Genomic DNA, 25,454 nt, shown 5'->3' with positions numbered 1-25,454 from the left:
AACCGCCAGGTTCGCCTAGGCGACTTTCTTTTCACCGGAGAGTAACGAGGAATCCATGAAGGTTCTTGTAGCTGTCAAACGCGTTGTGGATTACAACGTCAAGGTTCGCGTCAAGGCGGACAATTCCGGCGTAGACCTCGCCAACGTCAAGATGTCGATGAACCCGTTCTGCGAAATCGCAGTGGAAGAAGCCGTACGCCTGAAAGAGAAAGGCGTTGCGACTGAAATCGTCGTCGTCTCCATCGGCCCGTCCACCGCTCAGGAACAGCTGCGTACCGCACTGGCTCTGGGTGCCGACCGCGCCATCCTCGTCGAATCCGCTGAAGACCTGACTTCCCTGGCCGTGGCCAAGCTGCTCAAGGCCGTGGTCGACAAGGAACAGCCTCAGCTGGTGATCCTGGGCAAACAGGCCATCGACAGCGACAACAACCAGACCGGCCAGATGCTCGCTGCACTGAGCGGCTACGGTCAGGGCACTTTCGCCTCGAAAGTCGAAGTCTCCGGCGACAGCGTTGCCGTGACCCGCGAAATCGACGGCGGCGCGCAGACCGTTTCCCTGAAACTGCCGGCCATCGTCACCACCGACCTGCGTTTGAACGAGCCGCGCTACGCGTCCCTGCCAAACATCATGAAAGCCAAGAAGAAGCCTCTCGAGACGCTGACTCCGGACGCTTTGGGCGTTTCCACCGCCTCCACCAACAAGACCCTGAAAGTCGAAGCGCCAGCTGCACGCAGCGCGGGTATCAAGGTCAAGTCGGTGGCTGAACTGGTCGAGAAACTGAAAAACGAAGCGAAGGTAATCTGATCATGACTATCTTGGTAATCGCCGAACACGACAACAAGGTGCTGGCTCCGGCCACCCTGAACACCGTGGCTGCCGCTGCCAAAATCGGCGGCGACATCCACGTTCTGGTTGCTGGTCAAGGCGCTGGCGCCGTGGCTGAAGCCGCCGCGAAAATCGCTGGCGTGAGCAAAGTCCTGAACGCTGACAATGCCGCTTACGCGCATCAGTTGCCGGAAAACGTTGCTCCGCTGGTTGCTGCTCTTGCCCATGAAGGCGGGGGCGCGGGTTACAGCCACATCCTGGCTGCCGCCACTTCCAACGGCAAAAACATCCTGCCGCGCGTTGCCGCCCAGCTGGACGTTGACCAGATCTCCGAGATCATCTCGGTAGAAAGCGCTGACACCTTCAAGCGTCCGATCTACGCTGGTAACGCCATCGCTACCGTGCAATCGACCGCTGCGATCAAAGTGATCACCGTGCGTGCCACCGGTTTCGACCCGGTTGCCGCTGAAGGTGGTTCGGCTGCCGTTGAAGCGGTTGCTGCTGCCCATAACGCCGGCACTTCCAGCTTCGTCAGCGAAGAGTTGGCCAAGTCTGATCGTCCTGAGCTGACCGCTGCCAAGATCGTCGTTTCCGGCGGCCGTGGCATGCAAAACGGCGACAACTTCAAACACCTGTACGCCCTGGCCGACAAGCTGGGCGCTGCCGTCGGTGCTTCCCGCGCTGCGGTCGACGCAGGTTTCGTCCCGAACGACATGCAGGTCGGTCAGACCGGCAAGATCGTTGCACCTCAGCTGTACATCGCCGTCGGTATTTCCGGCGCGATCCAGCACCTGGCCGGCATGAAAGACTCCAAAGTGATCGTTGCGATCAACAAGGATGAAGAAGCGCCGATCTTCCAGGTGGCCGACTACGGCCTGGTGGCGGATCTGTTCGAAGCCGTACCTGAGCTGGAGAAGCTGGTCTAATCCGGCGGCTTCACTTATAAAGAGCCCGGCCTGTTGGTCGGGCTTTTTTTTGTCTCGGATTTGAGTGGGAGCGTTTCGCCATGGATCTGCATCGCCGGTTAGGCTTCTCGTTATTGCTGTTCTCCAGTCTGTTGCCGGGGTTGTCCAATGCAGCGGGCAAATGCGAGCGACTGGTCGTCACTGGCAGCCCTGACGCTCCGCCCTATCTGTGGCAGGACCCGCAAAACCCGAAACAACTGATCGGTGCCAGCGCTGACCTGCTGCAGCAGGTTGCGAAGGACCTGGGGATCAAGGTCGAGTTGCTCTATGCCGGTAAACGCGCCCAGGCCCTCGACGAAGTTCGCAGTGGTCGCATGGATGTGCTGGCGGACGCTCCCCTGAACTTCAACGAGCTGGAAAATCTCGACTACATCCATCCTCCGCTACTGGAAAACGATTACCTGGTGTGGACGCGCAAGGGCTCGACGCTCGTCTATAACGAAGCCAAAGACCTGCATGGACATACCGGAGGCTTGTCGGAAAAGTCTCGAATGACCCAGGCATTCAGCACTTTTGCCGAGCAGCAATTGACCCTGACCCGGACGGCAAACCTGACCCAGGCGTTTCAGAAACTTCTGCTGGGGGAGGTTGAATATGTACTCGCCGGCCGCTACTCGGGGATGGCAGCCGCGCAGGCACTGGGCATGGCCAATGATCTGCTGGCTTTCGAGCAACCGATTGACCGGCCCGGTCTGTTCCTTGCGCTTTCCCACAACTCGGCTTGCAACGATCCGTGGTTGCGCGGACAGCTGGCCAAAAAGATGACAGAATTGCCCGCGTCCGGCCTGACGGAAGCCGCGCTGCAACGCAACATCGAGCGCTGGAAGGCGCAGCAGCAACAATCGCCGCAGCAACCTGTCAGCGCCCCAAAACAGTAGGGATTCTTAGTGAGTAATCGACTTCTTTTCGCGGCTCTGGCCGTTCTGGCCCTGGCCGGTTGCGCCAGTGATCCGGCACCCCACGAACAAATGCGGCTGACCGAGCAGGCGCTCGAGCAAGCCAAGGCTGTCGGCGCCACTGCCGATGAAGTGCCCGAGATGAAACTGGCCGAAGACAAATTCAATCGGGCCAAGGGCAGCATGGCTGGCGAATCCTTCAAGAATGCACGGATGCGCGCCGAACAGGCCGAGCTGGACGCCCGTCTGGCTGAAGCCAAGGTGCTGACCCAGAAAAGCGAGGAGCAACTGAACGTGCTCAATACCCGCATCGTCCGTCTGCGCAAGCAACTGGGGGATGCCCGATGAATTCGATGTCCAAATTGTTCGGCGGGCTGGTGCTCGTCGGTTGTACCAGCCTCTTTGGCTGCGCCGGTCAACACAGCGAGGGCGCCTTGCAGGAGGCCAGCGCTGACTTTCAGAAGGTCAAGGAAGATTCCAATGTGCTGCGTATCGCGCCGAAAGACGTGATTCGGGCCGGTGAGTCCCTGGCCCGTGCCGACCGTCTCTCCACCTATTGGGGAAGCGGTGCGGACGTGGTGCATTATTCCTACTTGAGCCAGCGTTACAGCCAGATCGCCCGAGAGCATACCAATCTGGTACTCAACGAGGAACGCGCGGCCAAGCTTGAGCTCGAGCGCCAACGCCTGCAGTTGGCATTGCGCGAATCCAAACTGTTGAGCGTGCAGCAGCAGGGCAAGTGGCTGGAGGAGCAGATCGTTGCACTGGCCACTACCCAGACCGATCGCGGACTGGTGATGACCCTCGGTGACGTGCTGTTCGATACCGGCGAAGCCGAACTGAAGAACTCGGCCAATCGTGTGGTGTTGAAGATCGTGCAATTCCTGCAGCTCAATCCCAAGCGCGTAGTGCGAATCGAGGGCTATACCGACAGCACCGGTGGCAAGCAGGAAAATCTCAAATTGTCTCGTGATCGCGCACAATCCGTAGCTGACGTACTGACGGATCTGGGCATCGACGAAAAACGTATTCAGGTCGAAGGCTACGGCGACGAGTACCCGGTAGACGCCAACGCTTCCGAACGTGGGCGTGCGCAGAACCGTCGGGTGGAAATCGTGTTCTCCGACGAAAAAGGCCAGCTCGGCGCCGCCCGCTGAGGGTGGCGTTACTGGAAAGCCCGGCCTGTCATGCAGCGCCGGGCTTTTTCACGTCTGTCGATTACCTCACAAAGCAGTACAGATTTAACCGACACTGCACTGTATGGTTGACTAATATGGCAACTGTCCCAGTACACTTCAGAACTGTTCCGGTATTGTTTCGCACAAGAATAAAACGCCCGTGAAATCGAGTGCTGCGTCATGACCAATCTTTTGCTCTACCAACGTATTGCTCAACAGCTGGCCGAAGACATCCGTCGTGGTGTCTATCAACCCGGCGAGCGCGTGCCCTCGGTGCGCAAGATGAGTTCGCAGCTCAATGTCAGCCACGCGACGGTGTTGCAGGCTTACGCCAATCTTGAAGATCAGGGGTTGATCCGGGCGCGACCGCAGTCCGGTTATTACGTACACCAGACGCCGGCGCTGACGGCGCCGACCCCGGACATCGCCCGGGTCGAACGGCCCGGCCTGGTCACCCGTGCCAGCATCATTCAGCAAGTGTTGGTCGAGTCGCGTCGAGAAGGCGTGTTCCCGCTGGGGGCAGCGGTGCCAAGTGTTGATTATTTACCGGTGCGCGCACTGCATCAGCAATTGGCCAAAGTCACCCGATTCCATAGCCCGCGGGCCTTCAGCTACATGTTCAGCCCGGGTTTCGAACCGTTGCGTCGGCAAGTGGCGATCCGTATGCGCGATGCCGGGGTGGTGGTTGACCCTTCGGAAGTAGTGATCACCCATGGCTGTGTCGATGCCCTGCAGATGTCATTGCGGGTGCTGACCCGTCCGGGCGATCTGATTGCCGCCGAGTCACCGACTTATTACGGCCTCTTGCAGTTGGCCGACCTGCTGGGCCTGAAAGTCATCGAAATCCCCAGCGACCCGGCCACCGGCATGAGCCTTGAAGCCTTGCAACTGGCGGCCAATCAATGGTCGATCAAAGCCCTCGTGCTGACGACTCGGCTGAGCAATCCGCTGGGTGGCACCATGCCCGAGGATCGGCAAAAACAATTGCTGCGTCTGGCCTCGGACTTCGATATCCAGATCGTCGAAGACGACATCTACGGCGAACTGATGTTCGAGCAGGGTCGCACCAAGGCGCTCAAGGCCTATGATCGGCTGGATCGGGTCATTTACTGTTCGAGTTTCTCCAAGACGCTGTCGCCGGGTGTGCGCGTCGGCTGGATGATTGCCGGTAAATATCAGCAGGAAATCCAGCGTCTGCAGACCTTCACCACCCATTCGGCTTGCAGCGTCACGCAAATGGCGATTGCCGCTTATCTGGAAAATGGCGGTTATGACCGGCATTTACGGTACATCCGCCAGGAATACCGAAAAAACCTCAGTGCGTTCCAGCTGGCGGTGCAGCAGTACTTTCCTGAAGGCACGCAAATGACCCGGCCCACTGGCGGTTTCATCCTGTGGGTGAGCCTGCCCGGGCGGGTCAACACGCAGGAGTTGCATGTCCGCGCGCTGCAGCAGGGCATCAGCATCGCCCCCGGACTGATCTTCAGTAATACCGAGCAGTTCAATCACTGTATCCGCCTGAACTGCGGTACCCCGTGGAATCGTGAGGCGGAACGCGCCCTCATGACACTCGGCCTGCTGGCGACCCAGCTCTGTCAAGAGATGGCTGCGGGCTTCTGAGATTTCGGCGGAGCTTGTCATGCCGCGCCCAACAGGCGAGCATATGGCCCTCTGCCGTTAGTTTTGTTGGGTTCATGAAAGCGAATTTTCCTGCCGCCTGGGTTGTTCTTTGCCTGTTGCTGTCGGGCCACGTGTCCGGGGTCATGGCGGCCTCCGTTCAGGAAAAGGCGCCAGCCACGACGACGGCCAGACAACCGGCCTCCGCGAAAAAGACCGCAGCAACGCCAAAGGTTACGCAGAAGAAAGCGGCTCCCGTAAAGAAGCGGCCTCCCATCGCCTCCAAGTCGAAACCTGCCAGCGAAGTGGTTAAAACGCAGTTGCCACCGGCCAGACTCGACCTGAGCCTGCCAAGGGAAATGGTTCAGCAGTTGAAACCTGCCGGTACCGTGCCGTTGCCCAGGCACGATACGGTCCTGCCGCAGATGTTCGGTGAAAAGAACAGCGGGTTCCAGCTCAACGGTCGCCTGTTGAGCAATGAAATGCAGTTGCAGCTGCGCAATGAAGAGCGCAGAGACGTCGAAGGCGCGGCGCTGGATTTCGAATTCAAGCAGTAAATTCAAATGATCCGTGACCCGCAGACCAGACGCTTTGTCGGAGACTGGTCAGTCACTTTCATTTCTGCGTAAAAACCCGGGTTCAGGGAATTTAACACAGCCGTTTTAGCGGTTACTCTGTTCCGCGTCCCTTTAACACATTGCTCGTCGCGAGGAGCTCGTCGTCATGAAATGCCGTGAAGGCTGTGGCGCCTGTTGCATTGCCCCTTCAATCAGCTCGCCGATCCCGGGCATGCCCGATGGCAAACCTGCCGGCGAACGTTGCGTTCAGCTGTCGGTCGAAAACCTGTGCAGCATTTTCGGCCGACCGGAACGTCCAGCGGTCTGTTCAGGGTTCAGCGCCGATGTCGAAGTCTGCGGAAGCAGTCAGGAAGAGGCGATCAGATTGCTCGGTTGGTGGGAGCAGATGACGGCGGCGTGATGTGTCAAACGTACGGAACTTCAACAATAAGGAATAAGACTATGGGTTCGCTGCATCGTATCGCTGTGTTGTGTGGTTTGACTGCCGTGCTGGCCACTTCGGCTGCCCAGGCTGAAGACTGGAAAGTGGTCAAGAACGAAGACGGCATCAAGGTCTCCCTGAGCGAAGTGCCGGGTTCGGACTACAAGTCTTACCAGGGCGTGACCTTGATGAAGACTACCGTCGCCAAACTGCGCGCACTGCAGGAAGACGTCCCCGGTGCCTGTGCCTGGATTCACGAGTGCAAGACCCAGAAACTGCTCAAGCATGAAGGCGACCAGAGCTGGACCTATACCCAGTTCAATACGCCATGGCCGGTGACCCCGCGCGATTCGATCCTGCATGTCACCACCGTTGAGGGGGCCGATGGCAGCCTGACCCGCAACCTGGAAGGCGTGCCGAAGTATCTTCCGGAAGAAAAAGGCTTTGTCCGGGTCGCTCAGATCAAAGGCTTCTGGAAGTTCGTGCCGAAGGGCGATCAGGTCGAAGTGACCTATCAGGTCCACACCGAGCCGGGTGGCAGCGTGCCGTCGATGATTGCCAACAAGTTCGTGGTCGACGCACCGTTCAATACCCTGAAAGCCCTGAAAGAACGCGCCGAGAAGTAAGCGTCGCGTGCTCCGCAAACGCCCCGAAGAACTCGGGGCGTTTTGCTTTGTAGCGATATTGTGTTTCCGGATATGCGTTGAACGAAATTTTCACAAAGTCTTCAAGACAATTCGCCCGCGCAGTTTTTATCTGTCCGGGTATGCCGTGCCTTTAATGAAAGAGTCCGGCAGCCGGGCAGTAATCAATGGCAATGCCGCCGGTGATCGTGCAACATTTGCGCACCGCGCAAGCCCCGGGGCCTGGAATGGCCAACAGAGGGCAGGGCGCAGCTGTATTTTTGCAACTTCAACTTTCAATGGGTCCTAAAACGACATGGCAAACCCGGACGCCCTGAATCAGCAGCGATCTTCCAGTCGCCTGCTGCAACCGACCGTCAAATCGCATCTGGCCTACACGCTCTTGTGCGCGCTGGTCATGATGGTGATGTTTTCCGTGCTGCGCCTCGCGCTGCTGGTCTACAACCGCGAGATGATCCTCGACACCCCGGCTTCGACCTTCTTCGAAGCTTTCGCCAACGGCCTGCGTTTCGACCTGCGCCTGGTGGTCTACCTCTGCGTTCCGATGGTGCTGGCGCTGTTCAGTGCCCGGGCCATGGCTGCGCGCGGGTTCTTCCGCCTGTGGCTGACCGTGACCTCCAGCATCGCGCTGTTCCTCGGCCTGATGGAGATGGACTTCTACCGCGAGTTCCACCAGCGCCTCAACGGCCTGGTGTTCCAGTATGTGAAGGAAGACCCGAAAACCGTGATGAGCATGCTCTGGTACGGTTTCCCGGTGGTGCGTTACCTGCTGGCCTGGGCCGTGGGCACGGTGATCCTGACCCTGGCGTTCAAGGCCGCCGACCGTCTGACCCGTCCGCGTGGCCCGTTCAGCGGTGGCAACGTCGGCACCCGTCAGGTGGCGCCATGGTATGCGCGTCTGGCGGTGTTCGTGGTGTGCCTGCTGATCTGTGTGGTCGCCGTGCGCGGCACCCTGCGTCAGGGCCCGCCGCTGCGTTGGGGTGATGTGTACACCACCGAATCGAACTTCGCCAACCAGCTCGGCCTCAATGGCACCCTGTCGCTGATCGCGGCCGCCAAGGACCGCATGGGCGAAGACCGCAACAACATCTGGAAAGCCACGCTGCCGCAGGATCAGGCGCAGAAAGTGGTGCGCGAAATGCTGGTGATGCCGGACGACAAACTGGTCGATGCCGACATCGCCGCCGTACGTCGCGACTACACCCCGCCAGCCGACAAGACCCTGCCGATCAAGAATGTCGTCGTGATCCTGATGGAAAGCATGGCCGGTCACTCGGTGGGCGCTCTGGGCGCGCCGGGCAACATCACGCCGTACCTCGACAAACTGTCGAAGGAAGGCCTGCTGTTCGACCGTTTCTTCTCCAACGGCACCCACACCCACCAGGGTATGTTCGCCACCATGGCGTGCTTTCCGAACCTGCCGGGTTTCGAGTACCTGATGCAGACCCCGGAAGGCAGCCACAAACTGTCCGGCCTGCCGCAGCTGCTTAGTGCGCGCAAGTATGACGACGTCTACGTCTACAACGGTGACTTCGCCTGGGATAACCAGTCCGGTTTCTTCAGCAACCAGGGCATGACCAACTTCGTTGGCCGCAACGACTTCGTCAATCCGGTGTTCTCCGATCCGACCTGGGGCGTGTCCGACCAGGACATGTTCGACCGTGGTCTGGTGGAGCTCAAGGCGCGGGAAAACGGCAAGCCGTTCTATGCACTGCTGCAGACCCTGTCCAACCACACGCCGTACGCCTTGCCGACGCCATTGCCGGTCGAGCGCGTGACCGATCGTGGCACGCTCAACGAACACCTGACCGCCATGCGTTATGCGGATTGGGCGCTGGGCCAGTTCTTCGAGAAGGCCCGCAAGGAGCCGTACTTCAAGGAAACCCTGTTCGTCATCGTCGGCGATCACGGTTTTGGCAACGAGCGTCAGATTACCGAAATGGACCTGGGCCGCTTCAACGTACCGATGCTGATGATCGCACCGGGCATCCAGGAAAAATTCGGTACCCGTGACCACACCGTAGGGACGCAGATCGACATCGTGCCGACCATCATGGGTCGTCTGGGCGGCGAAGTGCGCCATCAGTGCTGGGGTCGTGACCTGCTCAACCTGCCGGCAGGCGACACCGGTTTCGGTGTGATCAAGCCGTCGGGCAGCGAGCAGACCACGGCGATCGTGACCGCTGACCAGATCCTGGTTCTGCCAAAGGAAAAGGAAATGGCGCCGAAGATCTACCAGTACCAACTGGGCGCGAACCCTTCTGCCGAAATCATTCCGGACGCACCGCGTACCGCCGAACTGAAACTCAAGCTCGAAGCGTTCCTGCAGACGGCCACCAAGAGCCTGATCGACAACACCGCCGGTGTGATTAACGGCAAGCCGGACTGATCATTCGGCGCAATAAAAAAGAGGCCCTTTGAAGGGCCTCTTTTTTTGTCGGTCAAATAGTCATATCCGACCGAGTAACAGCAGCACCAACAGGACTACCAGCACCACACCGATAATGCCCGAAGGGCCATAACCCCAACTTCTGGAGTGCGGGAAGACCGGCAGACCACCGATCAGCAACAGGATCAGGATAATGATAAGAATTGTGCCCATGTCGATTTCCTTGTTGATAGTGTCTGAAAAGTCTTGGTGTTCAAGGGCGGCTGGAAGTTGAACTAAATCCAGACGGCTTACAAATTCCGACTGCTGCGCATGAAAGAAAATTCAATGTTTTTTCAGTGTATTTGGCTAACACTCTTATTTCGTTTGATGCCGCAGTTTGCTCCTGCCATTCAGCAATCTGATGGAGCGTGGGTCGCTCCGGTTCCTTCGCTACACTGCGCGCATCTTCCCCGGAACAACAAGGCTGTCTGCTATGCAAAATCGCATGATGATCACTGGCGCGGGCTCCGGCCTGGGTCGCGAAATCGCGCTGCGCTGGGCGCGTGAAGGCTGGCAACTGGCGTTGTCCGATGTCAGCGAGCCCGGCTTGCAGGAGACTCTGAAACTGGTTCGCGAGGCGGGTGGCGACGGTTTCATCCAGCGCTGCGATGTGCGCGATTACAGCCAGCTCACTGCGTTCGCTCAGGCCTGTGAAGAGAAGTTCGGCGGCATCGACATCATCGTCAACAACGCCGGTGTGGCCTCGGGTGGATTCTTCAGCGAGCTGTCGCTGGAAGACTGGGACTGGCAGATCGCGATCAACCTGATGGGCGTGGTCAAGGGCTGCAAGGCGTTCCTGCCGTTGCTGGAGCAAAGCAAGGGCAAGATCATCAACATCGCCTCGATGGCGGCACTGATGCAAGGTCCGGCGATGAGCAACTACAACGTCGCCAAGGCCGGCGTGGTGGCGTTGTCCGAAAGCCTGTTGATCGAACTGGCCCAGCAGGAAGTCGGTGTCCATGTGGTCTGCCCGTCGTTCTTCCAGACCAATCTGCTGGACTCGTTCCGTGGTCCGACACCGGCCATGAAAGCCCAGGTTGGCAAGTTGCTGGAGAGTTCGCCGATCACCGCCGCCGATATTGCCGATTACATCTACAAGCAGGTTGCGGCCGGCGAGTTCATGATCCTGCCCCATGAGCAAGGGCGAATGGCCTGGGCGATCAAGCAGAAGAACCCGCAGCTGCTGTACAACGAAATGACCGCGATGGCCGAAAAGATGCGCGCCAAGGCCAAGCAGAACAACGGCTGAACTTGCCCGGGGTTCGTCGCATCGTTAGGGTGGCCGCAACAGTCACCCTGACGAGATGTCTTGCATGCTCAATTACCTGTGGTTTTTCCTCGCCGCGCTGTTTGAAATCGCCGGCTGTTTCGCGTTCTGGATGTGGCTGCGCCAGGGCAAGAGCGCCTTGTGGGTTATCCCGGCGCTGCTCAGCCTGACCCTGTTTGCGCTGCTGTTGACGCGTGTTGAAGCAACCTACGCCGGCCGCGCCTACGCTGCTTACGGCGGCATCTACATCATTGCCTCGATTGGCTGGCTGGCCGTGGTCGAGCGTATCCGTCCGCTGGGATCAGACTGGATCGGTGTCGCCTTGTGTGTAATCGGGGCCAGCGTGATTCTGTTCGGGCCTCGGTTTTCGGCGACCTGAAGCATCGGCTTGAAGGAAACATCTGAAGGCCAAGGCGCCCGGGCCTGTAGGGTTTGACTGATTTGCCCGCAGCGCATTGTAGGGTGCTCGAAAGCCGCGCATCTTCAAGGCTCGAAAACCTTGAAGGACACCCCCCATGCTTGTACTCAGCCGTGTTGTCGGTGAACTGATTTCCATCGGCGACAACATCACTTTGCGCGTTCTGGCGGTCAACGGCTCCAGCGTGCGGTTCGGCGTCGAGGCGCCAAAGCAGGTCAATGTGCACCGCGCCGAAGTCTACGAGCGGATCCAGCGCAAACAGGCCAGCGGCAAGGGCCGCTGACCGTTTCAGTCGAACAGGTGCTTGGGCACGTCGTGCTTGAGCATCAACTGGCATTGCTCGCTTTCCGGATCGAAAACGATCAGCGCCTGGCCTTTGATCAGGGCCTGGCGAACCCGCAGAACGCGGGTTTCCAATGGCGTGTCGTCACCGTTGTCGGTGCCGTCGCGGGTGACGAAATCCTCGATCAGGCGGGTCAGGGTGTCGACTTCGAGCGCGTCGTAGGGAATCAGCATGGGCACCTCGGCTAAATCAATCTCGGGATGCTACGGCGAATGATCGCCGAGGGCCAGACTCAACTGTCCGAGCGTTGCCCCACCAGGCTGTCCACCGATGGCACACGGGTGTCGCTCTCCATTTGCGTTTCGTGTTCGATCTGATGACTGAAACGGTCCAGTGACCCGGTGGCCGGTTGGGCATCGCTGGCGAACACTGGCGGGCTCAGAATGTACGCCCCCAGCAAGCGACTGAGCGCGGCCAGGCTGTCGATGTGCGTGCGTTCGTAGCCGTGGGTTGCGTCGCAGCCGAAGGCGAGCAGGGCGGTGCGGATGTCGTGACCGGCGGTGACCGCCGAGTGGGCATCGCTGAAGTAGTAGCGGAACAGGTCACGGCGCACCGGCAGTTCGTGTTCGCCGGCCAGGCGCAACAAGTGCCGCGACAGGTGATAGTCGTACGGTCCACCGGAATCCTGCATCGCCACGCTCACGGCATGTTCGCTGGAGTGCTGGCCGGGCGCGACCGGGGCGATGTCGATACCGACGAATTCGCTGACGTCCCACGGCAACGCCGCGGCTGCACCGCTGCCGGTTTCCTCGGTGATGGTGAACAGCGGATGGCAATCGATCATCAACTCCTGACCGCTGTCGACGATGGCTTTCAATGCTGCCAGCAGTGCGGCGACGCCGGCCTTGTCATCCAGGTGACGAGCGCTGATGTGACCACTTTCGGTGAATTCCGGCAGCGGGTCGAAGGCGACGACATCGCCGACGCTGATGCCCAGCGAATCGCAATCGGCGCGGGTCGCACAATAGGCGTCCAGCCGCAGCTCGACGTGATCCCAGCTGATCGGCATCTCGTCCACGGCCGTGTTGAAGGCATGCCCGGACGCCATCAGCGGCAACACGCTGCCGCGGATCACGCCGTTGTCGGTGAACAGGCTGACGCGGCTGCCTTCGGCGAAGCGGCTCGACCAGCAGCCCACCGGCGCCAGGGTGAGACGGCCGTTGTCTTTCACCGCGCGCACGGCGGCGCCGATGGTGTCCAGGTGCGCCGAGACAGCGCGGTCAGGGCTGTTTTTCTTGCCCTTGAGGGTGGCGCGAATCGTGCCGCGACGGGTCATTTCGAAGGGAATGCCAAGTTCCTCCAGACGTTCGGCGACGTAACGCACGATGGTGTCGGTAAACCCGGTAGGGCTGGGAATGGCGAGCATTTCCAGCAGGACTTTCTGCAGGTAATTCAGATCCGGTTCGGGAATTTGGGTGGTCATGGAAACTCCTGTTGCGGGGCGTCATTCGCGCGTTCAACGCGGGAATGACGCTGAAGAGGGATCAAGCGGCCGGCTGACTGTGCGGAAACAACAGATCGACAAAGCGCTCGGCCGTCGGTTGAGGCTCATGGTTGGCAAGACCCGCCCGCTCGTTGGCTTCGATGAACACGTAAGCCGGTTGATCTGCCGCCGGTACCATCAGGTCGAGTCCGACCATGGGGATTTCCAGTGCCCGGGCCGCACGCACGGCAGCGTCGGCCAGGGTCGGGTGCAGGATCGCGGTGACGTCTTCCAGCGTGCCACCGGTGTGGAGGTTCGCCGTGCGTCGCACGAACAGATGCTCACCCGCCGGCAGAATGCTGCTGTAGTCGTAACCGGCCGCGTGCAGAGTGCGCTGGGTTTCATGATCCAGCGGGATCTTGCTTTCGCCACTGGTGGCCGCTTGCCGTCGCCGACTCTGCGCTTCGATCAGCGCGCCGATGGAATGATGGCCGTCGCCGACCACTTCCGCCGGCCGGCGGATCGCTGCGGCCACGACCTCGAAACCGATCACCAGAATCCGCAGGTCGAAGCCTTCGTGGAAGCTCTCGAGCAGCACGCGAGTGTCGAACTGCCTGGCTGCTTCGATGGCTTGCTGCACGTCCTCGATGGTCTGCAGATCCACCGCCACGCCTTGGCCCTGTTCGCCATCCAGCGGTTTGACCACCACTCGCTGGTGTTCATCGAGGAAGGCCAGGTTGTCGTCCGCGTTCCCTGCCAACTGCTGCGACGGCACATTCAACCCGGCGGCTTTCAACACTTTGTGGGTCAGGCTTTTGTCCTGGCACAGGTTCATGCTGATGGCGCTGGTCAGGTCGCTCAGGGATTCGCGGCAACGCACCCGGCGCCCGCCATGACTGAGGGTGAACAGCCCGGCATCGGCGTCATCCACTTGCACATCGATGCCGCGCCGATGGGCTTCCTCGACGATGATCCGCGCATAAGGGTTGAATTGCGCCTCCGGCCCCGGGCCGAGGAACAGCGGCTGGTTGATGCCGTTCTTGCGCTTGATGGCAAACGTCGGCAGGTTGCGAAAACCGAGTTTGGCGTAGAGGTTTTTCGCCTGCCGGTTGTCATGCAGCACCGACAGATCGAGGTAGCTCAGACCCCGACTCATGAAATGCTCGATCAGATGGCGCACCAGCACTTCACCGACCCCGGGACGCGAGCACTGCGGATCGACTGCCAGGCACCACAGGCTGCTGCCGTTTTCCGGGTCGTTGTAAGCCTTCTGGTGATTGAGGCCCATGACGCTGCCGATCACCGCGCCACTGTCGTCGTCTTCCGCCAGCCAGTACACCGGGCCGCCCTGATGATGCGGAGTGAGCAGGGAGGCGTCGATCGGCAACATGCCGCGTGCCTGATACAGCTGATTGATCGACTGCCAGTCCTCTTCGCTTTGCGCACGACGGATGCGGAAACCGCGAAACACCCGCGTTGCCTGACGGTAATCGCTGAACCATAGGCGCAAGGTATCGGACGGATCGAGAAACAGTTGAGTCGGTTCCAGGCCGAGAACCTGCTGTGGCGCAGCCACGTACAACGCGATATCGCGCTCACCCGGATGCTCGTTGAGCAATTCCCGGGCGAGGCTCGCCGGGTCGGGAAAGGTGTGGCCGATCAGCAACCGGCCCCAGCCGCAATGCACGGCAATCGGCTCGGCGCTCGGTTGATTGCCATCTTCGGCCAGGCGCGCCTGCAATCGTTCGTAGGAGGGTGTCTGACCGCGCAGCAGCCGTTGGCTGTAAGCCGTGGCGTGAGGTTTCATCAATCAGATTCCTTGTTCGCTGAGCCACAGGTTCAAAGCCGCCAGTTGCCACAGCTTGGAGCCGCGCAGCGGGGTCAACTGGCTTTGTGGATCAGTCAGCAGCTTGTCGAGCATGGCGGGGTTGAACAGGCCGCGATCCTGACTCGGATCCAGCAGCAGTTCGCGCACCCAGTTCAGGGTGTCGCCTTGCAAATGTTTGAGGCCCGGCACCGGGAAGTAACCTTTTTTGCGGTCGATCACTTCACTTGGGATGACCCGTCGCGCGGCTTCTTTCAAGACCTGCTTGCCGCCGTCGGGGAGTTTGAATTTGCCGGGAATACGGGCCGACAATTCCACCAGGCGATAGTCGAGAAACGGCGTGCGCGCCTCCAGGCCCCAGGCCATGGTCATGTTGTCGACGCGTTTGACCGGGTCGTCCACCAGCATCACCGTGCTGTCCAGACGCAGGGCCTTGTCGACTGCGGCATCGGCGCCGGGTTGTGCGAAATGCTCCTTCACGAAGTCGCCGGCAGCGTCATTGGCGGTCAGCCATTTCGGCTGCACCGTGGCCGCATAGTCGTCGTAGCTGCGGTCGAAAAACGCCTCGCGATAGGCCGCATACGGATCGGCCGCGCCGTCCACTTGCGGATACCAGTGATAACCGGCGAACAACTCGTCGGCGCCCTGGCCGCTCTGTACAACCTTGCAATGCTTGGCCACTTCTCGAGACAGCAGATAGAAGGCGATGCAGTCGTGGCTGACCATCGGCTCGCTCATGGCGCGGAACGCGGCGGGCAGTTGCTCGATGATTTCTCTTTCGTCGATGCGCAGTTGGTGGTGATGGGTGCCGTAGTGTTGGGCGATCAGATCGGAGTACTGAAACTCGTCGCCGCGTTCACCGCCGGCATCCTGGAAACCGATGGAAAAGGTCGACAGGTTCTCCACGCCCACTTCGCGCAGCAGGCCAACGAGCATGCTTGAATCGACGCCGCCGGAAAGCAGCACGCCGACATCCACCGCCGCCCGTTGGCGGATCGCTACCGCCTCACGGGTGCTGTCGAGCACGCGGTCGCGCCAGTCTTCCAAAGTCAGGTTTTTCTCGTCTTCGCGTGGGCCGTAGGGCAGCGTCCACCAGGTTTTCTGCTCAGTGGTGCCGTCTGCCTCAATCCGCATCCAGCTCGCCGGCGGCAGCTTTTCGATGCCTGCCAGCAAGGTGCGCGGCGCAGGCACCACGGCGTGGAAATTCAGGTAATGGTTGAGCGCCACCGGATCGAGGATCGGGTTGATATCGCCGCCCTTGAGCAACGCCGGCAGGGCCGAGGCGAAGCGCAGGCGCTGGCCGGTGCGCGACAGGTACAGCGGTTTGACGCCGAGGCGGTCGCGGGCGATGAACAGGCGCTGGGCATCGCGCTCCCAGATGGCGAAGGCAAACATGCCGTTGAGTTTCGGCAGCAGCGCTTCGCCCCAGGCGTGATAACCCTTGAGCAGCACTTCGGTGTCGCCGCCGGAGTAGAACGCATAACCGAGCGCTTCAAGTTCGGCGCGCAGTTCCGGGAAGTTGTAGATCGCGCCATTGAAGGCCAGGGACAGGCCCAGTCGACTGTCGATCATCGGCTGCGCCGAGCCGTCCGACAGGTCCATGATTTTCAGGCGTCGATGGCCCAGGGCAATCGGCCCCTGAGCGTGAAAGCCCCAGGCGTCGGGGCCGCGAGGCGCCAGGTGATGGGTGATTCGCTCGATGGCTGCAAGGTCTGCAGGTTGTTGATCAAAACGTAACTCGCCAGCTAATCCGCACATAAAGTCCTTACCGGTTTTTCCGTTGGGGAGGGCATTTCTGAACCGCGCCGAAATGGACGGTACCCAGAAACTGACCCGGCTCGGATGTGGGAGTTTTAGAACGATCAGTTATAAGTGGGCTGAGCTGACCGATGGGCCTTTAGCATCCCGGAGGATGCCGCGGGTGGTAAATATGTATTCGAAACATGCGGATTACTGCTGGTTTGCGGGCCCGAACGGGCAGTTATTCGTGTTTTTTATTCGCTTTCGGGATCGCTAGGGTGGGAGGACTGCACAGCAATAAAGGAATATTGCCCATGTCCACTCCACCGCTATCCGTGACACCGGTCACCCTCTCGGAAGAACAGAAACTGAGCTTTTTGCTGGAAGCCACAGGCGATCTGGACACGGCCCAGGCCTTGCAGAAGAACCTGCCTGCGGCGCTGCTCAACGCCACTGCCGACACACTGGCAGCGCTGGACAAGGCTGCGCGTGATCTGCAAGCCATTCAGTCGACAGTCGAGACACATCTTGGCCGGCTGCAACCTTTGAACAATTTTTGCATTGATCTGTTGAACCGCACGCTGAGCGCCCGATGGTCCGCAGTGTTCGATGTCGAGAAAGACCACCTGCAATTGCCCGGGAGCTATTGTGGATGTGAGCCTGTGGTCCCGCCGGGGGGCGGCCCGGCGGTTATTCCGTTCGCCACTCCGACGTTGCTCGAGGCTGCCATGCAGAACTTCACGGAGGACGAGGCACAGCCCGATTACTTCCCCGAGGGAAGTGTGGTTCGGATAACCAGCATGCCGGAGGGGGTTCCCGGTCTGACGCCCACAGCGTTCGCTGCTTTTTGTCGTGAGCTGAACCTGGGGCAGCAGTATCAGCAACATTTCCAGCAGGTGTTCGGTGTCAAGACGGTGGATGGAAACCGGACAGCCACCGGTCCTCTGGTTCTCGACATCACCACCATGAAAAAACACCTGCTGCAACTGGACCTGCTTCTGGCGCTGGTGAGGGAGCACGTCTCTCAGGAGGGTTTTCAGACGGTTCAGCGCTTGATTGATGCCGGTGGCGTTGTCGACACCCAAAGCCTGCGGTTTCAGGGGCGGCCGTTGATCATGCAAGGGATCGAATTGCTCGAGAGTTGTATCTGGGGGGTTGTGGTGTTCTCCGAACGTTCGGTCGAGTCGGACCCGGATCAATGGTGCCTGGTGTACATGCCGGGAGAGCCTGATCAACCCCTGTACGAGTACGCCAGTTTCACGGCGTTCACGACGTATCTTGAATTCAAGTTGGGGGTGGACAGCTACAAAAGCTATTTCACTCACTGCATCGGCGAAGGCGACAAGATCGACTTTTTCAAGACCTTCGCCGATACCGGCAGCCTGGGGCGCGTCAGACAATTGGAAATGCCCGGTCCGCTGTTCGACTTCATGTTCAAGAGTCATGTCGGCAAGCTGCAACTCGATGCCCGTGTGCTCGCCGTGCCGACCGAGGATGTCGATGAGGAGGCGCGCAGGACGCGTCTGCTGCATTACCTGGAAACCGGTATGACGGTCGCTAACGCAGCGGGATTTGTCGTACCGGTGTTGGGGCAGTTGATGATGGGGGTCGCCATCGGACAGATGCTCGCAGAGATATATGAAGGGATCGAGGACTGGAGCCAGGGAGATCGTCAGGAAGCGTTTTCACACCTGCTCAGCGTCGCTGAGAACATTGTCCTGATGGCCGTCGTGGGGGCCGGCGTCAAAGGCCTGAAATCCCTGGCGATCAGAACGATTCGAAAACATCCTGATTTTTTCCACGCATTCACGGCCATTCTGGACAATAAGGGGCAGCCACGCTTGTGGAAGCCACAGTTGGACGGTTATGAACAGCCTTTGCCAGTGGGGGCCGATCCCGATCCCGAGGTGACGGGTTTGTACCGGGGGGAAGGCAGGTTCTTTGCCCGTATTGACCACCATTTCTATGAAGTGGTGCTGGAGCCGGCTTCCGACACCTGGCGTATCCGGCATCCTGTCCGTCCGGATGCCTACGCTCCGCCACTCAAGCCCCACCGGCATGGTGGCTGGCGTCACCCCGGGGAGGCGAGCGAGCAGTGGAACGGCGCCTACACCCTCAGACGCATAGACCCGAATCTGGGCAGGTTCGAGGACAGTCGCCTGGAGATGATCCGGCGATTGACCGACACTCGATTCGACGAATTGCATCGTCTGAGTGATGACAATCTGTCGTTGCCCCCACGGTTGCGCGACATGATCGAGCGATTTGGAATCGAACGCAGATTGCGTGATTTCGTTCGCGCCATGGAGCGTGGCGAGGCGACCGACGCCCGTCATGTCCAGGAGCAGTTGCACGTGTTGCCCGAACTCGCGAACTGGCCGGCCGATCGCTACATCAAGGTCGTGGATGAAAGCGACCGTATCACCGCGACCTATCCTCCTGCATCGATTGACGATGACACGGTGAGCATTATCGTGAGTCATGAGCAACTGGAAAAAGGAGAGCTGCTGCAAACTGTTCTGGACGGCATGTACCCCTGGGAGGTCGAGGCACTTGTGGGGGCGAACGTTGCCCCGGCTGATGCCAGCGTGCAGCTGGCGAAAGTGATCGGGGCTGCGGTCAAGGCCGATTGCAGGTCGGTCTTCGATCACCTTTACCACCAATTCGACCGCGGCGTCTTCGGTGAGTCGGTCAGGCTGCGCAGCGCTTTTCCCGGTTTGCCGAGGAGGTATGCTCGGGAGCTGCTCAGGCGTACGCCAAGCGTCGAACGGACACGTTTGCGCAGGACCGGGCGAGTGCCCATGGGGTTGGCACAGAGGGCCCGTCAGGCCTTGAGCGATGTGCGTGTGGATCGGGCATTGGCAGGTTTTTACCTGGCGGATATCGCCAGTGCCGATACCAGGACACTGGCGATACGGTTGTTACCCCGGCTAGGTGGCTGGGATCCTGAGTTCTATCTGGAACTGCGGGCGAAAACACTGAACGGTGATGTGCTGGAAACGTTGGGCGAGAAACCGCTCGTTATTTCAAGTTCATGTACGTTGGTCGAACTCGACAATGGCTACGAAGTGTTTGGCCGTGACAGGAAGTCGCTCGGCAAAGTCGTGTCCGGCCCGGAAGACCTTTATCACGCGATTCTCAAAGGGCTGTCAAAGGAGCAGCGCAAGGCCATCGGATTTGCGCAGCCGAAGCCGGAAGATGGCGCACGCCTGCGCAGTATGCTGCTGGAAGGCGCCCTGGATGAGCGCGAGGGGTGCGCTCGGGTGTTGGCGGGGGGGAAGTTGCAAGCGGCGATCGCCGAACCTGTGTGTATGTCTGCCGACTCCCCCGTCGGTTCGAAAACGCATTCGCGTCGTTTATTGCGTCAGGTGAAAAAGCTTTACCCCTTGTTTTCCGACGTGCAAGCCAATGAGTTTCTGGATCAGTCGGGGAGTGATCATCTGTCCAGGGCGATCAGGGTCCGGCAGTTGCGAGAGGACTTGAGCCGGCTGCGGGAAGTGATGGATACCTGGGTCGAGGATGAAGCTGCCATGAAGGCCCTGGGCGGTGATCTGAATGAAATACACGAGTGCCGGCAAATCGTGGCGTTCGAAATCGAGGACTGTTTTCGACGTTTGATCTTCCTGCCCGATGAGGCCGGGCGACTTGTCTACGGTCTGAAGCTCGATGGCATGCGCTTCGGTAAATTTCCGACCTTGCCGGTGGGTTTGACGTTTGACCATGTCAGGCAATTGTCCATGCAGGACATGTTGCTGGACAACGATGCCGTTTATTTCCTCAAAGCCTTCACGAAAATCGAGTCCCTCGAGCTGGATCGCAATCAAATCACCCGATTGCCCGAGATCATTTCGCATATGCCGAATCTCAAGCGGCTGAGCCTGGCCGACAACAGGATTCAGCTGACCGAGCACTCGCTGGTGACGTTAGCCAGGTTACGCACCCTGCAAAGCCTGAATCTCAGCGGGAACTTCCTCGGCGCTACGGTGGATGTCGGTAATCTGTTCGATTTGACGTACCTCTCCTTGCGTAATACCCGCGCCACCGAGTTTCCGAAGGGTCTGCAATTGCTGCCCAATCTGGATCGGGTGGATCTGCGGGACAACGAAATCCGTGATCTGCCTGCCTGGCTGTTTGAAACGCCCCGATGCTTCAGTGAAACGATCAATTTGCGCCATAACCCGATTTCCGATGTCAGCAGAACTTATCTTTATGACTACCGCAGGGCGGTCGGAATCGGTATGGGTTATCTGGATAACGATATCGCGCGACTGGACGAAAACCAGGCGCGTTCGATCTGGTTGACCGAGACGGGAGGAGAAGAGGGCTCCCGGCATCTGCAGATGTGGAACGCGATCAAGGATGATCCGAGGGCCGAAGGTCTGTTCGCTCTGCTGGCGGAGCTGGGCAATTCCGCCGAGTCCGCCAATGTGCGCGAGGATATGTACCGGCGGGTCTGGACGGTTCTGGACGCGACGCAGAGCGATGCCGAACTGCGGGAGCAGATTTTCGATCTGGCGGCCAACCCGATCAATTGCACGGACAATGCGGCGTTGAACTTCAGCCACCTGGAAGTTGCAGTGCAGGTCCACCATGTGACACGTGCCAGCAAGGGGCAACGCCCTTCGACGAAGGCGCTGCTGAAACTGGCGAGGGGCCTGTTCCGGCTTGAGCAGATTGACCGGATCGCCGCGCAACACGCGCAGGCCCAAGCGGCACCTGACCCGCTGGAAGTGACTCTTGCCTACCGCTCGGGTCTGGCGCAGGCACTCGAATTGCCCGGACAACCTTCGCACATGCGTTACGCCTCACTCGCGAAGGTGACAGGGGCGGATCTGGTGGAGGCCATCAATCGAATCCAGACGGCAGAACTGTCTCCCGAGTGGCTGGCGTTTCTGGTTCGCCAGCCCTTCTGGGTCGAATACGTGAAAAGCAGTTTTGCCCGGCAGTTCGACGATGCCCGCGCACTTCATCAGGAGCAAGCCCTGGCGTTATTCGAGAAAGCTGAAGAACTCAGCTCAGCCGACTATCTGAGCGAAATGAACCTGTGTGCCGCCCGGCAGGAGCAAACGGAAAGCGCCTTGCTCGAGCAATTGACCGAGCAGGTGCTGCGGCGGGTGGAGGGCAATATCTGCCTGCTGTCCGGTGGCTGAGCATTATCATTTGCCCCGGATCAGCCGCCGCAAGGCAAACCGGTTCGGATGACACGCCTCTGCGACACCTCTGGGCAGGGGCAGCGGTTCGTTTTCCAGCCAGGCTGCCAGCAGCTCACCGGACAGTGGTGCCGTGATCAGCCCCCGGGAACCGTGGCCACTGTTGACGTACAGACCGTCCAGCCAGGGGCAGGGCATGTCCGGCACCTGTCGGGCATCCTTGCTCAAGGCGCGATAGGCCTCGGTGAAGGCTTCGCGATCGGCGAGCGGGCCGACGATCGGCAGGTAGTCGGGGCTGGTACAACGGAAGGCTGCGCGGCCCTGAAGGCTGTCGGCGTCGAGTTCACTGATGTGCAGGCGTGCGACCAGATCCGTGGAGATCTCTTCGAGCATCGCCAGATTGCCCAGGTGTTCGGCGGTGGTCGGGGTCAGGTCGTCGCTGTTGAAATCGAAACTGGCACCGAGGGTGTGCTCTCCCAGCCGTGCCGGTGCGACGTAACCTTCGGCGCACACGACGGTGGTCAGCGCCTGGCTTTGTGTGGTCTGCGCCAGGCGGGTGATCTGCCCGCGAATGCGCTTGAGGGGCAGGTCGGCGCTCTGGGCAAAACGTTTGATTTCAGCGGCACCGGCCAGCACCACGACGGGTGCTGTTGCGATCAACCGTTCCCCGTCGAAGGCGTGCCACTGACCGTCGGCCTTGCGCAGTTCAAGGGCCTGCTGATGAGTCAGCAGCGTGACGCCCGGTTGTGCCGATTGCGCCTGACACAACGCCGGCGGATGCACCCAGCCGCCCTCGGGATAATACAAACCACCGTGTTCCAGACCGACCCCGGCGCGGGCCTGTGCCTCGGGTTGATCGAGCCATTGCACAAGGTCTTCGGGGAACGCGGCTGCCAGTTGCGCCTGACGTTCGCGTTCCTTTTCATTGAACGCCAGTTGCAGCACCCCGCAGTCATCCCAGTCGGTGCCGCGTTGCAGGTTTTCGAGCAGGCGTCGGGTGTAGCCGAAACCGCTGACGATCAACTGCGACAGTGCCGTGCCGTGGGCGGACAGTTTCAGATACAGCACGCCTTGTGGGTTACCCGATGCTTCCTGTGCAACCGCGTCATGCCGTTCCAGCAGACTGACCTGCCAGCCCCGCGCCGCGAGGCTGGCCGCCGTGGCACAGCCGGCCAGACCGGCACCGATCACCAGCGCCCGTCGCTCTCCGGTGACGGGAGCCGGGCGGGCGAACCACGGTTTTTCAACGGCGGGAGGTGCAACGCCCTCGGGCCAGCCGAGAAATTCGCCGCGCAGGATTTCCCATTTGTGTCCAATGCCCGGCGTGCGCTTCATCTTGAAGCCGGCAGCGTTGAGCAGGCGCCGTACCCAGCCGGTGCTGGTAAACGTGCTGATGGTCGAACCGGGCGCCGCCAGCCGCGCCAGTTCGGCGAACAGTTCGGCGGTCCACATTTCGGGATTTTTCGCCGGAGCAAAACCGTCGAGAAACCAGGCGTCGATCTGTGCGTCGAGTTGCGGCAACTGCTCCAGCGCATCACCGATCAACAGCGTCAGGGTGACTCGACCGTTGTCCAGAACAATGCGCTGAAATCCCTGATGGATTGCCACGTAATGCTTGAGCAACTGATCGGAGAATTGCTTCAGGTCGGGCCACAACGCCAGCGCCCGTTGCAGGTCGGCAGGGCTCAACGGAAATTTTTCGACGCTGACAAAATGCAGTCGCGCACCGGCCACCGCGTGCTGTTCGAACCACTGCCAGGCGCAGAGAAAATTCAGCCCGGTGCCGAAGCCGGTTTCGCCGATCACCAGTCGCCCACCCGACGGCAGCGCGGCAAAGCGCTCGGCCAGACGGTTCTGTTCGAGGAACACGTAGCGGGTTTCATCCAGCCCCGACTGATCGGAAAAATACACATCGTCGAACACTCGCGAACGCGGGCGTCCCTGGTCATCCCAGTCGAGTTGGGCGTGGGGCATTACAGGTTTCATGGCAGGCTCGGCAACGACAAGGCGGCCATTCTAGCCGATCACGCGGGCGCCGCTTGATCCATGGCAAGCCTGGTTGCGCACGACTCATGGACAATCCGCCGCCAGCGGGAATTTCTGTGCCGCCCCCATGCCCAATCCGCTAGTCTTGCTGAATCCTGGAAGGAGCCGTCCCTATGTTCGAATCCGCTGAAATCGGTCACGCCATCGACAAAGACACCTACGAAGCCGCCGTTCCCGCCCTGCGTGAAGCCTTGCTTGAAGCCCAGTTCGAGTTGCAGCAGCAGAAGCGTTTCCCGGTGATCATTCTGATCAACGGCATCGAAGGCGCCGGCAAGGGCGAGACGGTGAAGTTGCTCAACGAATGGATGGACCCGCGCCTGATCGAAGTGCGTACCTTCGACCAGCAGACCGACGAAGAACTGGCACGGCCACCGGCCTGGCGTTACTGGCGGATGCTGCCGGCCAAGGGGCGCATGGGGGTCTTCTTCGGCAACTGGTACAGCCAGATGCTGCAGGGCAGGGTGCACGGGTTGTTCAAGGACCCACGACTGGACCAGGCCATTGCCGGCGCCGAGCGCCTGGAAAAAATGCTGTGCGATGAAGGCGCGCTGATCTTCAAGTTCTGGTTCCATCTGTCCAAGAAGCAGATGAAGGCGCGGCTCAAGGCACTCGCCGATGATCCGTTGCACAGTTGGCGGATCAGTCCGCTGGACTGGCAGCAATCGGAGACCTACGACAAGTTCGTCAAGTATGGCGAGAGGGTTCTGCGTCGCACCAGTCGCGACTACGCACCCTGGCATGTCATCGAAGGGGTGGACGTGCATTACCGTAGCCTGACGGTGGGCAAGCTCCTGCTCGAAGGCCTGCAAAATGCGCTGAAACGTCCGGACGTGCATTCGAACGCTGTCAGTGCCCAGCCGCTGGGCACATCGGTGGATCAGTTGAACCTGCTCGACAGCCTCAACCTGAGCCAGAACCTGGACAAGAAGGATTACGAAGAGCAACTGATCACCGAGCAGGCGCGACTGTCCGGGTTGATGCGTGACAAGCGCATGCGCCGTCATGCGTTGGTGGCGGTCTTCGAAGGCAACGATGCGGCGGGCAAGGGCGGGGCGATCCGGCGGGTCGCGGCGGCGCTCGATCCACGTCAGTACAACATCGTGCCGATTGCCGCGCCGACCGAAGAGGAACGGGCGCAGCCGTACCTGTGGCGTTTCTGGCGACACATTCCGGCCCGGGGCAAGTTCACCGTGTTCGACCGTTCGTGGTACGGCCGGGTGCTGGTGGAGCGGATCGAAGGCTTTTGCAGCACGGCGGACTGGATGCGTGCCTACGGCGAAATCAACGACTTCGAAGAGCAACTGGCCGATGCCGGGGTGATCGTGGTCAAGTTCTGGCTGGCCATCGACAAGGATACGCAGATGGAGCGTTTCCAGGCCCGTGAGGAAATCCCCTTCAAGCGTTTCAAGATCACCGAGGACGACTGGCGCAACCGCGACAAGTGGGACGCCTATCGTGCGGCGGTGGGCGACATGGTCGACCGCACCAGTACCGAAATTTCACCGTGGACACTGGTCGAGGCCAACGACAAGCGCTGGGCCCGGGTCAAGGTGCTGCGCACGATCAACCGGGCGCTGGAAGAAGCCTTCGAGAAATCCGACAAGAAGGAAAAGAAGCACAAGGACTGACCGATGGGCACGCATACGCGAGGTGAATGATTGTCGCGGTCGGTGAGGGGGGGACTTA

Annotated in this window: 21 protein-coding genes; 15 read left to right on the top strand and 6 right to left on the bottom strand. The window is 60.1% G+C overall.

Features of this window, described 5'->3' with window-relative positions:
* The first annotated feature begins 55 nt into the window (after positions 1-55).
* The 10 genes from NE357_RS20615 (at position 56) to NE357_RS20570 (ending at position 9,514) form a co-directional block, all read left to right on the top strand.
* Entirely contained in the window at positions 56-805 is a 750-nt protein-coding gene (locus NE357_RS20615; protein WP_007950859.1) for an electron transfer flavoprotein subunit beta/FixA family protein, read from the top strand.
* 2 nt (positions 806-807) lie between these two features.
* Positions 808-1,752 (top strand): electron transfer flavoprotein subunit alpha/FixB family protein, encoded by a 945-nt coding sequence (locus NE357_RS20610; RefSeq protein ID WP_169431411.1) that lies wholly within the window; start codon positions 808-810, stop codon positions 1,750-1,752.
* An 80-nt stretch (positions 1,753-1,832) separates the two neighbouring features.
* Entirely contained in the window at positions 1,833-2,669 is an 837-nt protein-coding gene (locus tag NE357_RS20605; protein ID WP_169431410.1) for a substrate-binding periplasmic protein, read from the top strand.
* 9 nt (positions 2,670-2,678) lie between these two features.
* On the top strand, positions 2,679-3,035 hold the full coding sequence (locus NE357_RS20600) for a DUF4398 domain-containing protein (protein WP_169431409.1): 357 nt from the start codon (positions 2,679-2,681) through the stop codon (positions 3,033-3,035).
* Between the two features lie 5 nt (positions 3,036-3,040).
* Complete coding sequence (locus NE357_RS20595; RefSeq protein ID WP_423815196.1) at positions 3,041-3,844, top strand: OmpA family protein; 804 nt, start codon at positions 3,041-3,043, stop codon at positions 3,842-3,844.
* 201 nt (positions 3,845-4,045) lie between these two features.
* Entirely contained in the window at positions 4,046-5,485 is a 1,440-nt protein-coding gene (locus tag NE357_RS20590) for an aminotransferase-like domain-containing protein (protein ID WP_169431407.1), read from the top strand.
* 74 nt (positions 5,486-5,559) lie between these two features.
* Entirely contained in the window at positions 5,560-6,039 is a 480-nt protein-coding gene (locus tag NE357_RS20585; protein ID WP_169431406.1) for a translation initiation factor 2, read from the top strand.
* Positions 6,040-6,205: 166 nt separating this feature from the next.
* Positions 6,206-6,460 carry a YkgJ family cysteine cluster protein gene (locus NE357_RS20580; RefSeq protein WP_085710899.1) on the top strand — a complete coding sequence of 85 codons (255 nt, stop codon included), beginning with the start codon at positions 6,206-6,208 and terminating at the stop codon, positions 6,458-6,460.
* 41 nt (positions 6,461-6,501) lie between these two features.
* Complete coding sequence (locus NE357_RS20575; RefSeq protein ID WP_169431405.1) at positions 6,502-7,107, top strand: START domain-containing protein; 606 nt, start codon at positions 6,502-6,504, stop codon at positions 7,105-7,107.
* A gap of 313 nt (positions 7,108-7,420) precedes the next feature.
* Positions 7,421-9,514, top strand: a complete 2,094-nt coding sequence (locus NE357_RS20570; RefSeq protein WP_169431404.1) for an LTA synthase family protein — start codon at positions 7,421-7,423, stop codon at positions 9,512-9,514.
* 60 nt (positions 9,515-9,574) lie between these two features.
* On the opposite strand, the gene NE357_RS20565 is transcribed toward NE357_RS20570, so the two are convergent.
* On the bottom strand, positions 9,575-9,733 hold the full coding sequence (locus NE357_RS20565; protein WP_169432680.1) for a DUF3309 family protein: 159 nt from the start codon (positions 9,731-9,733) through the stop codon (positions 9,575-9,577).
* Positions 9,734-9,989: 256 nt separating this feature from the next.
* On the opposite strand from NE357_RS20565, the gene NE357_RS20560 reads away from it, so the two are divergent.
* The 3 genes from NE357_RS20560 (at position 9,990) to csrA (ending at position 11,524) form a co-directional block, all read left to right on the top strand.
* Positions 9,990-10,805: an SDR family oxidoreductase gene (locus NE357_RS20560; protein ID WP_169431403.1), complete on the top strand. Its 816-nt coding sequence runs from the start codon at positions 9,990-9,992 to the stop codon at positions 10,803-10,805.
* A gap of 64 nt (positions 10,806-10,869) precedes the next feature.
* Entirely contained in the window at positions 10,870-11,202 is a 333-nt protein-coding gene (locus tag NE357_RS20555; RefSeq protein WP_085710895.1) for a YnfA family protein, read from the top strand.
* Between the two features lie 136 nt (positions 11,203-11,338).
* On the top strand, positions 11,339-11,524 hold the full coding sequence (gene csrA / locus NE357_RS20550; protein WP_169431402.1) for a carbon storage regulator CsrA: 186 nt from the start codon (positions 11,339-11,341) through the stop codon (positions 11,522-11,524).
* Between the two features lie 5 nt (positions 11,525-11,529).
* Here the strand turns inward: csrA and NE357_RS20545 are convergent, their stop codons facing one another.
* The 4 genes from NE357_RS20545 to NE357_RS20530 all read right to left on the bottom strand — a co-directional run bounded on the left by NE357_RS20545 (position 11,530) and on the right by NE357_RS20530 (position 16,590).
* Positions 11,530-11,757: a YheU family protein gene (locus NE357_RS20545; protein WP_085710893.1), complete on the bottom strand. Its 228-nt coding sequence runs from the start codon at positions 11,755-11,757 to the stop codon at positions 11,530-11,532.
* Between the two features lie 59 nt (positions 11,758-11,816).
* Complete coding sequence (locus NE357_RS20540; RefSeq protein WP_007950879.1) at positions 11,817-13,007, bottom strand: osmoprotectant NAGGN system M42 family peptidase; 1,191 nt, start codon at positions 13,005-13,007, stop codon at positions 11,817-11,819.
* A 61-nt stretch (positions 13,008-13,068) separates the two neighbouring features.
* Positions 13,069-14,814 (bottom strand): N-acetylglutaminylglutamine synthetase, encoded by a 1,746-nt coding sequence (gene ngg, locus NE357_RS20535; protein WP_169431401.1) that lies wholly within the window; start codon positions 14,812-14,814, stop codon positions 13,069-13,071.
* Positions 14,815-14,817: 3 nt separating this feature from the next.
* Entirely contained in the window at positions 14,818-16,590 is a 1,773-nt protein-coding gene (locus tag NE357_RS20530; RefSeq protein WP_169431400.1) for an N-acetylglutaminylglutamine amidotransferase, read from the bottom strand.
* 296 nt (positions 16,591-16,886) lie between these two features.
* Here NE357_RS20530 and NE357_RS20525 point away from each other — a divergent pair, with 296 nt between their 5' ends.
* A complete protein-coding gene (locus NE357_RS20525; protein ID WP_169431399.1) occupies positions 16,887-21,722 on the top strand; it encodes an NEL-type E3 ubiquitin ligase domain-containing protein in 4,836 nt (1,611 codons plus the stop codon).
* Between the two features lie 6 nt (positions 21,723-21,728).
* Here the strand turns inward: NE357_RS20525 and mnmC are convergent, their stop codons facing one another.
* The gene (gene mnmC, locus NE357_RS20520) at positions 21,729-23,708 is read right to left on the bottom strand and encodes a bifunctional tRNA (5-methylaminomethyl-2-thiouridine)(34)-methyltransferase MnmD/FAD-dependent 5-carboxymethylaminomethyl-2-thiouridine(34) oxidoreductase MnmC (protein ID WP_169431398.1); all 1,980 of its coding nucleotides are present in this window, start codon (positions 23,706-23,708) and stop codon (positions 21,729-21,731) included.
* Positions 23,709-23,881: 173 nt separating this feature from the next.
* Here mnmC and pap point away from each other — a divergent pair, with 173 nt between their 5' ends.
* Positions 23,882-25,396 (top strand): polyphosphate:AMP phosphotransferase, encoded by a 1,515-nt coding sequence (pap, locus tag NE357_RS20515; protein WP_169431397.1) that lies wholly within the window; start codon positions 23,882-23,884, stop codon positions 25,394-25,396.
* Positions 25,397-25,454: the final 58 nt, after the last annotated feature.

It is taken from the genome of Pseudomonas sp. G7(2022), assembly GCF_052660475.1.
The sequence above is the reverse complement of the archived record's forward strand: the minus strand, read 5'-3'. Positions and strand labels throughout refer to the sequence as shown.